This window comes from bacterium (assembly GCA_030247525.1).
Classification (GTDB): domain Bacteria; phylum Electryoneota; class JAOADG01; order JAOADG01; family JAOADG01; genus JAOTSC01.
Genome location: JAOTSC010000131.1, coordinates 1 through 9,585, shown reverse-complemented (window position 1 = coordinate 9,585; position 9,585 = coordinate 1). Strand labels below are relative to the sequence as shown.

Annotated in this window: 9 protein-coding genes; all 9 read left to right on the top strand. The window is 50.2% G+C overall.

What is annotated here, in order from left to right:
- Positions 1-753: 3-methylcrotonyl-CoA carboxylase (locus tag OEM52_11380; protein ID MDK9700736.1), on the top strand; the 753-nt coding region annotated here is incomplete at its 5' end.
- Between the two features lies 1 nt (position 754).
- On the top strand, positions 755-1,282 hold the full coding sequence (locus OEM52_11375; protein ID MDK9700735.1) for a hypothetical protein: 528 nt from the start codon (positions 755-757) through the stop codon (positions 1,280-1,282).
- A 65-nt stretch (positions 1,283-1,347) separates the two neighbouring features.
- Positions 1,348-2,208 (top strand): hydroxymethylglutaryl-CoA lyase, encoded by an 861-nt coding sequence (locus tag OEM52_11370; protein ID MDK9700734.1) that lies wholly within the window; start codon positions 1,348-1,350, stop codon positions 2,206-2,208.
- Between the two features lie 103 nt (positions 2,209-2,311).
- The gene (locus OEM52_11365) at positions 2,312-3,919 is read left to right on the top strand and encodes a methylcrotonoyl-CoA carboxylase (protein MDK9700733.1); all 1,608 of its coding nucleotides are present in this window, start codon (positions 2,312-2,314) and stop codon (positions 3,917-3,919) included.
- 88 nt (positions 3,920-4,007) lie between these two features.
- Entirely contained in the window at positions 4,008-5,819 is a 1,812-nt protein-coding gene (locus OEM52_11360) for a hypothetical protein (GenBank protein MDK9700732.1), read from the top strand.
- Positions 5,816-6,952 (top strand): HEAT repeat domain-containing protein, encoded by a 1,137-nt coding sequence (locus tag OEM52_11355; GenBank protein ID MDK9700731.1) that lies wholly within the window; start codon positions 5,816-5,818, stop codon positions 6,950-6,952. The genes OEM52_11360 and OEM52_11355 overlap by 4 nt, the downstream gene beginning before the upstream one ends.
- 259 nt (positions 6,953-7,211) lie before the next feature.
- Positions 7,212-8,504, top strand: coding sequence for an oligosaccharide flippase family protein (locus tag OEM52_11350; protein MDK9700730.1), 1,293 nt, complete (start codon positions 7,212-7,214; stop codon positions 8,502-8,504).
- Complete coding sequence (locus OEM52_11345) at positions 8,492-8,674, top strand: hypothetical protein (GenBank protein ID MDK9700729.1); 183 nt, start codon at positions 8,492-8,494, stop codon at positions 8,672-8,674. Before OEM52_11350 ends, OEM52_11345 begins: the two co-directional genes overlap by 13 nt.
- Positions 8,675-8,740: 66 nt before the next feature.
- Positions 8,741-9,585 (top strand): DUF2723 domain-containing protein (locus tag OEM52_11340; protein ID MDK9700728.1); only part of this gene is annotated, 845 nt, incomplete at its 3' end.

Below are 9,585 nucleotides of genomic sequence, written 5' to 3'. Positions count from 1 at the left end.
CCTCCCCGGTCTTCCGAAGGGGACCCACTTCTGCAGCACATCCAGGCTGGTGCCCCCTGCACCAATCCGACTCAAGCCATCGAATTTCTGATGGATGAAAATCGCAACTACTTTTTTCTCGAAATGAATACGCGCCTCCAAGTGGAACATAGCGTAACCGAGTTGACCACCGGTGTCGATCTGGTGAAAACGCAACTGCTGGTTGCAATGGGTGAGCGCTTGCCGTTCAGTCAAAGCGAGCTCGAACAACGCGGACATGCGATCGAAGTGCGCATCTATGCCGAGGACCCAGCCAGCGGTTTTCTCCCCTCGACCGGCACAATCGCTATCCTCGATGTACCGAACGGGGTACAGATTCGCAACGATTTAGGTATTGCCGAAGGGCAAACGGTCTCGTTGTTTTACGATCCGCTCTTGGCGAAACTTACGGTTGCTGGAGCATCTCGCGCCGATGCGGTTCAGCGGATGGGGTGGGCACTGCATAAGTATTCTCTTGCAGGGGTTCGAACGAATCTTACGTTCTTGCGGGCGGTCGTGCAGCATCCTGCTTTTCAACGCGGGGAAACCGATACCGGATTCATCGAACGATATTTGCCGGATTGGAAACCCGTACCCATCGATCCGATTCCCGATGAAGTGTATTTGTTGGCAGCCTTAAAAGAAGCCTTGTCGATCGAGAAGTATTCTTCGGCAGAGCTGAGCGAATCCTCGTTGCAGAACGATCCATTTTCACCGTGGCGGGGAGGAGTGTGATATGAGCGAGTATAAGTTTGAGTCGAGCCGGGAGACGGTCACAGTGCATGCTCACCGCGTTCGTCAAGGCGAATGGAAGGTATCTCTGCATGGGCAGGAGTATCATCTGCAGGATGTTAGAAATTGCGGAGCAAGAATCTCGTTCCGGCTCGATGGAAAATATGTCGAAGGGTTCACTATCGCCGAGAAATCGGAGCGGACAGTCGGATTCAACGGCGATCTGTATGCACTCGAGAAACTTTCGTTGGAACGGGATCGTTCGGCTGACCATGCGCATCACGGAACAACCGACTCCGCCATTCGCGCACCGATGCCCGGCAAAGTCATCAAGCTCTACTGTAATCATAGCGACCGCGTTTTACAGAAAGCGCCGTTAGTCGTATTGGAAGCGATGAAAATGGAGTTCGTATTAGCGGCTCCGCGCGATGGTGTTGTTTCGGAAGTGATTTGTCAAGTCGGCGATCAAGTCGAGTTAGGCGACGTGCTCGTTTCGCTGCAACCACTCGACACTTCCGAACCGTCAAACTAATTCGTGGCTTTCAGTTCATTCCACTTTCTTAAAATTGCAAATAGGATATTGCCTTGCAGGAAAACGTGAGGGGAGGATTCCCTCCCAGTGTAAGAATTGTCGAAGTAGGACCACGCGACGGTTTGCAGAGCATTCCGCAGTTGATACCAACCGCTCGTAAGGTTCATTTCATCGATCTCTTATCCGATGCGGCATTACCGGAAATCGAAGTTACCAGTTTCGTGTCGCCAAAGTGGGTGCCGCAGTTGGGCGATGGTGCGAAGGTATTCGAGGCGATCAAACGGCGGCGGCTGACGATCTACACTGCGTTGGTACCGAATCTACGAGGACTCGAAAATGCGCTGGAAGCGGAGTTTACATCGGTGTCGGTCATTTCGGCAGCGAGTGAGACCTTCGCGCAAAAAAACATGAATTGCACTATTGATGAAAGCATCGCTCGTTTACGCGAAATGCAGCCGGTTTGGAAAGAGAACGATCTCCGGGTACGCGGATACGTTTCTACTTGTTGGCATTGTCCCTACGAAGGCAAAGTCAAAATCGAGAACGTTCATCGCGTAGTCGAACAGCTGTTCGCATTGGGCGTCGATGAGATTTCGCTGGGCGATACCATCGGTAAAGCAGAACCCGAGGAAGTAAAACGCTTACTCGACGATCTCTTGGCGAAATGGGACGTCAACGATTTCGCCTTGCACATGCACGACACCCATGGTAAAGCACTGGCAAATATTAAAGTCGGATTAGAATACGGAATCCGGGTATTCGATGCGAGCGCAGCCGGCATCGGCGGTTGTCCGTTTGCCCCCGGTTCTTCCGGAAATGTCGCTACCGAAGCATTGGTGCAATTCTGCGAAACCAACGGTGTGAAGACCCATATCAAACAAGATAAACTTACAGAAGCGGGCGATTACATTCGCAGTTGTCTTTGATGCGAATTACAGTATTGATGACGATGAAAACCTCAGGCTGCAATTTGCATTACCTGTCAAAAGTAAAGATTACTACCAAGTAGAATGACGAAGGCGGGGGAGTATGGAACGCATTGTTTCGCGAATCACAACCAGTGACGCGAACTTTATTGCAAATACCGAACATCACCGGAAACTTTCGGTTGAATTGCAAACGGTGTTGGATCGAATTCGCTTGATGGGGCAAGCGGATGCTGTTGAGAAACATCGCAATCGCAACAAATTGACGGCACGTGAACGCATTGCGAAACTGCAGGATCCCGGCACGCCTTTTTTAGAATTCTCTCCACTCGCCGCTTACCAATTGTATGAAGACGACGTCCCTTCCGCCGGCATTGTCACCGGCATCATTCAGGTTAAAGGGCGGCAGTGTGTCGTAGTTGCAAATGATGCAACCGTGAAAGGTGGAACGTATTATCCGGTGACCGTCAAGAAACATTTGCGGGCTCAGGAAATTGCCTTGGAGAATCATTTACCGTGTATCTATCTCGTCGACAGCGGCGGTGCGTTTTTGCCGAAACAAGATGAAGTATTCCCCGACCGCGATCACTTTGGTAGAATTTTCTACAATCAAGCAAATCTCTCCGCCCAACGAATTCCTCAGATTGCCGTTGTCATGGGAAGCTGCACTGCCGGCGGCGCCTATGTCCCGGCGATGTCCGATGAGACGATTATCGTAAAAGGGAACGGTACGATCTTTCTTGGCGGGCCGCCGCTCGTGAAAGCGGCAACCGGCGAGGAAGTTACCGCCGAGGAATTGGGTGGCGCCGATGTGCATACTCGCATTAGCGGCGTTGCCGATCACCTCGCGCTCGATGACGAACATGCGATTGAGTTATGTCGTTCGATTGTCGAAAATCTCAATTCGGTGAAACAAGTCGATATCGATATAGTCCCACCGGTCGATCCATATTATGACCCAGCCGAGTTGTATGGAGTACTTCCCCGCGATACCCGAACCCCTTTCGACGTACGGGAAGTGATTGCCCGCTTGGTCGACGACTCCCGGATGCACGAATTCAAAGCCCGTTATGGCGATACCTTAGTGTGTGGTTTCGCAAGGATTTACGGATACCCGGTTGGAATTTTGGCCAATAATGGTGTACTCTTTAGTGAATCGGCTTTGAAAGGGGCGCACTTCATCGAGTTGTGTACTCAGCGCAAAATACCGTTGCTCTTTCTGCAAAATATCACCGGATTCATGGTTGGCAAGAAGTATGAGGCCGGCGGAATTGCCCGTGATGGCGCGAAGTTAGTACAAGCAGTCGCGACGGCGGCAGTTCCTAAATTCACCGTGATTATTGGCGGCAGTTTCGGCGCGGGAAATTACGGAATGTGCGGTCGGGCGTATCAGCCGCGGATGCTATGGATGTGGCCTAATTCGCGCATCAGCGTTATGGGTGGCGAGCAGGCGGCAAACGTGTTATTGACTGTGAAACTCGACCAGTATGCGGCGAAAGCGAAAACGATGTCGCCAGCCGAACAAGCGGCGTTCAAACAACCGATTCTCGATAAATATGAGTTGGAAGGCCATCCGTTCTATTCCAGTGCGAGACTGTGGGACGACGGGATTCTCGATCCGTTGCTGACGCGGGAAACGTTGGCGTTGGCTATTAGCGCGTCATTAAATGCGCCGATTGGGAATACGTTACCGCCGGTCTTCCGAATGTAGCGGGATATGCAGGAAGTGGAGTGCAGTTACTCCGCTTACGCGATGCGATGAGGCAATCCCGGAATCAAAAAACACGAATTGAGTCGCTATGAGAAAACGATTACTCACCGGGTTGTTCTTGTTTGCGAGTATACTACCCACCTTTGCTCAATCCACCGATTGGGAAACCGATACCTTACTGGTGAAAGCGCTGTCCGCAATCGCCGTCAAACCCGCTGAGTTTGCGTTAGCGCCGGAAGTCGACCCGCCGGATCCGTTTCGGATCCCTGCGATTACACAGTTATTGCAAGGCTCGCATCGCTTGGAAACGGTTACCCGTTCGATTGTCGATACTACGATACTTTCAATTACAAAATCGCCTGTTATTGCGAATACCATTGCGTGGCAGCAACTACTCACCAATGTGCAAACCTTACGCTCCCAGTTTGCAAACCCGTTTACTCCTGACGAGCAAAAGCGGCTGTTGGAAGACCTCCCAAACATCTACCGGGAAGACGACGACGTATCCGACCTCGATATCTTTTCCCTCGAATCGCGTCGGGAAGCCGGTACTGAAAGCTATCAAGCGTTGCTGAACTTGATCAAGAAAATTCCTCCGCAAATCGATTGGCAAAGTGAGTTGACGCGTCTTATCGATCTAGCCAATTCGTTAACGGAAACGACCGATTGGGAAGTCCAATTTGGCTCGTTGCGCCACACCCAACTCGCCGGGGTTACCGGCACCGTCATCGGTTGGCAGGAAACCACCAACGGAAAAATCGTAATCGGCGGAAAAGACCGGAACACTTATACCGGCGACTTTGCAGTGATTATCGATCTTGGCGGCGACGACGACTACCGGGGAAGAATTGCCGCTGCTTATGGGAACACCAGCGTTGGGTTATTGGTCGATTTTGCCGGAAATGATGCTTATCAATCCGATTCGATTTTCTCGATTGCCGGTGCTGAAAACGGGATCGCTTATTTACTCGATAAGTCGGGCAGCGACCGTTATACCGGTGCGCAATGGACACAAGGCGCTGCACTGCTCGGTGCCGCGAAGTTGGAGGATCGTTCCGGTTTCGATGTGTATGACGCTGATGGCAATGCGCAAGCGTGTGCCGGGTGGGGATATGCGGCATTACTCGATTCGACCGGAAACGATTTGTATCGGGTGCATGTCTACGGTCAAGGCGTCGGCTTAGTCGGCGGTTATGGCACGTTACTCGATGTATCCGGCGACGATCAATACCTCGCGACGCCTCGCTACGTCGATGTACTCCGATATCAAGATCACTCGATTACATTGTCTCAGGGGTTCGGGTACGGACTGCGACCCCACCTGAGTGGTGGTATCGGATTATTACTTGACCAATCCGGTAGTGATTTATATTTAAGTGATATATATGGACAAGGGGCGAGTTACTGGTACGCCTTAGGCGCATTGGTCGACAAAACCGGGAACGACCGTTATGTATCCTACCAGTATGCACAAGGTTCCGGCATTCACATTTCGCTCGGGATACTACTTGATGACGATGGCAACGACCGTTACGATAGCAAAGGGGTTTCGCAAGGCTGCGGCCACGATTTAGGCACTGGTATCTTACGTGACCGCGCAGGAGATGATTCATATCTTTGCGCCGATTTATCGCAGGGAGCGGGGAGCGCCAATGGATTCGGCGTACTACTCGACGATGCAGGGAACGATATCTATGCGAATCGCAACAGTCTGAATACGGTTGGATATGGCAATCCCCGCCGCGACTACGGCTCGATTGGACTATTCCTTGACCGGAGTGGGAATGACCGCTACGCCGATGAATCCGCTGCCGATGGCAATCTGTGGATTCGGGGAATCCGCGGTGTCGGCTGGGATGTTACTCCACCAACACCGAATACAACGGGAGGTGTGAAATGAGTGTGTCCCGTGTATTATTGACTATCCTTATTACCCTACTTCTTACGGTAGTATGTTTCGCCGACTCGACGAATACTTCATCGGAACTGTTCGATGGTCCGCCCCATTTTAGTAATGGAAAGGCGCTCTCTCCCGGTTGGGAGAATCGCATCGATTATTCTGCCGAGTCTGACTTGCGGTTATTTTGGGTTGCTAGCAGCGGTGAACCGAAATGGGAAGCGATTCGCAAACGTGCCGACAGTACGCTGGTTTCGCGCGGCAAGTCGGCGGTACCGTTTCTTATCTCGCGGCTCTCGACCGACGACGCCCGCGACCGCCAGACCGTGAATCAGTTACTCAAAAAAATTGGAACGCCTGCCGTCGAATCGTTACTAATGGTGATTGATACCGCGAAATCACGTGACGAGGCTACTTTAGCGATCCAAACGTTGGGCGATATCGGCGATTCGACTGCGTTGCCCCGATTATTGCAAGCCGCGTCTGATACCGCATTCCGGATTCGCACTTCCGCTGCATTGGCGCTCATGTCCTATCCGAAATTGCCGCTTTCCGTAATTGAGAAAATGCGAAATTTGGCACAAGACAAATTGCCCGGTATCCGCCGCAATGCCTTGAGAGGTCTTGTTCTGCAATCTGATATTCCCAGTATCCCGTATATCGTCGGTGGGCTGTCCGATTCGATGTTCTCGATTCGGGAAACCTTGATGTACACACTATCTGGAAAGCCATCGAAAAAAGATTCCTCGGATATGGCGAAACTCGCGGCGCGCGAGCAGTTTCGTAGCGCGTTGCGCGATTTCCTTGATAAGAAGTTGTTACCTGCATTGGAGCGGCAAAACTACTTGGAATTTCATACCGAGCAGGGCGTCATTTCCAATACAAGAACTGCTCGAGCAGCTACATTGCCAGTTGCGGATAACCGCGCACTACTGATGTACTTGCGAGCGTATCGAACATTGGATGGTGGGAAAACGACAATCTGGTCGCGGGCGGCGCTTCATACCGATCCAGCGATTCGCGCAGAAGCGGTTCGAGCGGGAACTAAGAAACAGACGAATGGAAAAGTAACGCTGGCTCGCTATGCAAAGAAATTGCGTGACGATCCCGATCCCATCGTCAAAGCCGCATATTAAAGTACATGTAGCTCAGACAATCTTGTCTGAGTTAGTAGGGGCGTGCCGTGCACGCCCGCTTTAACTTTGGAGGTTAGGCACTCCTGCCTGACGTGTCATTGCGAGGAAGCGCAGCGACGAAGCAATCTTGTTAAAATTGGAGGTTAGGCACTCCTGCCTGACTCGGGTGGAAGCGGAATCCCATATCAACCCTTACATAGATTCACAGGATCACGTATACAAAACTTGATCAAAAAAAATATGGACTGATATCTCCAACGTGTTTCAAAAAATAAAAGCGCTCGCCGGTCAATCGGTTATCTACGGAATAGGACAAGTCGCCACCCGGGCGGCAAGCTTCCTCTTGTTACCCGCTTACACATACTGGTTGCCGGTTGCCGATTACGGCGCATTAACCCTCTATTACAGTTTCATCGCTGTTGCCCAAGTAATTTATCTCTATGGGATTGATGTGTCGCTCATGCGGTACTACATCCCATTAAAAGAGAAGACCCAACGCAATGAGTTGTTCAGTACAGTTCTTGTTCTCTCGTTTTTCAGTTCGACTTTGATCAGCGCTCTGCTTTGGCTATTGCGCGCACCGTTAGCTTCCTCAATTCTCGAAGAAGGTGCTGCACCAGTCATACTATTGTTTTGTTTGGTTGTTCTTTGGTTGGATACATTCTCGGCATTGCCGTTTGTCGTATTACGCGCGAAACAGAAAGCTTTTCATTATACATCGTTGCGGATGTTGAGCGTTCTGTTAAACCTTGGGGCGAACTTCTGGTTAGTCGGACATTTACATCGTGGTCTGCAAGGGGTGCTCGAAGCAAATATCCTCAGTTCTGCGATAACGATGATTCCACTCCTCTGGATTATTCGCAAAGACATCTCTTTCAAGTTCAATTGGAAAATACTCCCACCTGTTCTCAAATTTGGCTTACCAAATATTCCCCACCTCTTTTTTGTCATGGTGTTGGAACTAAGCTCACGAAAATTTCTCGAATATTACTCAAGTGCGGAACAGACCGGATTGTATGGCGTCGGCGCAAAACTTGGCATGATCTTTTCCATTCTTGCGATGGCATTCCGTAATGCTTGGGCGCCGTTTTTCTTGGAAGAAGGCGAGAAACCGGATAGCCCTAACCTCTTTGCAAGAGTACTCACATACTTTTTACTTGTATTCGGAATTTTGTTTTTATTCTTAACCTATTACATCCCGCCAATTATGAAAATGCCGATACCCGGTTTTTCAATGCCGCTGATTGAACCGAAGTATTGGGGGGGTATCGAAATTTTCCCCATAATTCTCTTGGGACAGGTGTTTAACGGGGTTGCAGCAAATCTTTCGGCAGGATTCTTTTTACGGAACCGGATACACATTCAAGCGTATATCTCAGGTGTCGCATCTGCCGCCAGCGTTTTATTCAACATTTGGTTAATCCCCGTTTCGGTGTTTGGGCAGCGGCGTGGAGCATCGTTGTCGGGTATGGCGGTATTGCCCTCGGCGAGTGGTTATATGCCCGAAAAAATTATCCGGTACCCTATGAGGGGAAACGATTGCTCCATTTAACGGTACTTACAGCAATCTGGTGGTATTTTGGCAATGAAACTTTTGCATCGGTATGGGTGAAAACCGTATTCTTGGTTGCCTTCCCATTTGCGTTATGGTTTACCGGCTTCTTTACCCCGGGTGAACGTCGTAGAGTGTTGGCGAAACTCAGGGTCAATCGCACCGTTTGAACCGCGGACATGCCTGTCGTACTTTGATACTTTGCACTTCGGAGGACTACTTTGCTGCAATCTGCAATGAAACGCCCGTCGTTTTGGGTCGGACTGATGGTATTTATGGTCTCATGGACAGTGATCCTGATGACCAACGCCAATACGGTATCGTATTGGGATTGCGGCGAGTTTGCCGCATGTTCGTACACCTTGGGCGTACCACATCCCCCGGGATCTCCGTTGTTCATCATGGTGGGTCGACTGTTTACTTTTCTACCATTTGGAGAAATCGCGACCCGGGTTACTCAATTCAGCAGCCTCTCGGGTGCCTTCACGATTCTTTTGACATTTCTTATCGTTCTGCGATTGGTGCGGCTTTATCGCGGGAAAGAAGAGTCATTAACTGATCGAATCTCAGTCTTAGGTGGTGCAGCAGTTGGTGCTTTGGCACTCAGTTGGTCCCCCTCGTTTTGGTTCAATGTCGTTGAATCCGAAGTGTACGGTGTTTCGTTGTTCTTAACCGTAATTGTCTTCTGGTTAGTCCTGAAGTGGATGGATAATTCAGAGACCGGAGAAAACGACCACTACCTACTGCTTGCAACTTACTTAAACGGTTTTGCCATCACGATTCACTTGCTGAATCTTTTAACAATCCCGACCCTCTTTCTGTTAATCTGGTATCAGCGTAAGCGCTTGTCCTACTTGTTGTTATTAGGATGGACTCTTTCGCTCGTCATAATCGATTTACCGTTGGATATCGGCGTACCGTTCTGGTTGAAGCTATTGTCGGTACCAATCGCTCTTGGGTTCTATGCCTACTTTAAGCGCTCGAGCGATCATGAATCAGCACTGGTACCAATGGTACACTTATTGACATTTCTCGGCTTCACATTGTATGCATTGATTTTGATTCGTTCACAGCTTAATCT

Bases quoted from the DNA above. Each gene is read 5' to 3' on its own strand.
- OEM52_11355 (MDK9700731.1), top strand. From the start codon at position 5,816: ATGAGTGTGTCCCGTGTATTATTGACTATCCTTATTACCCTACTTCTT.
- OEM52_11360 (MDK9700732.1), top strand. From the start codon at position 4,008: ATGAGAAAACGATTACTCACCGGGTTGTTCTTGTTTGCGAGTATACTA.
- OEM52_11365 (MDK9700733.1), top strand. From the start codon at position 2,312: ATGGAACGCATTGTTTCGCGAATCACAACCAGTGACGCGAACTTTATT.
- OEM52_11375 (MDK9700735.1), top strand. From the start codon at position 755: ATGAGCGAGTATAAGTTTGAGTCGAGCCGGGAGACGGTCACAGTGCAT.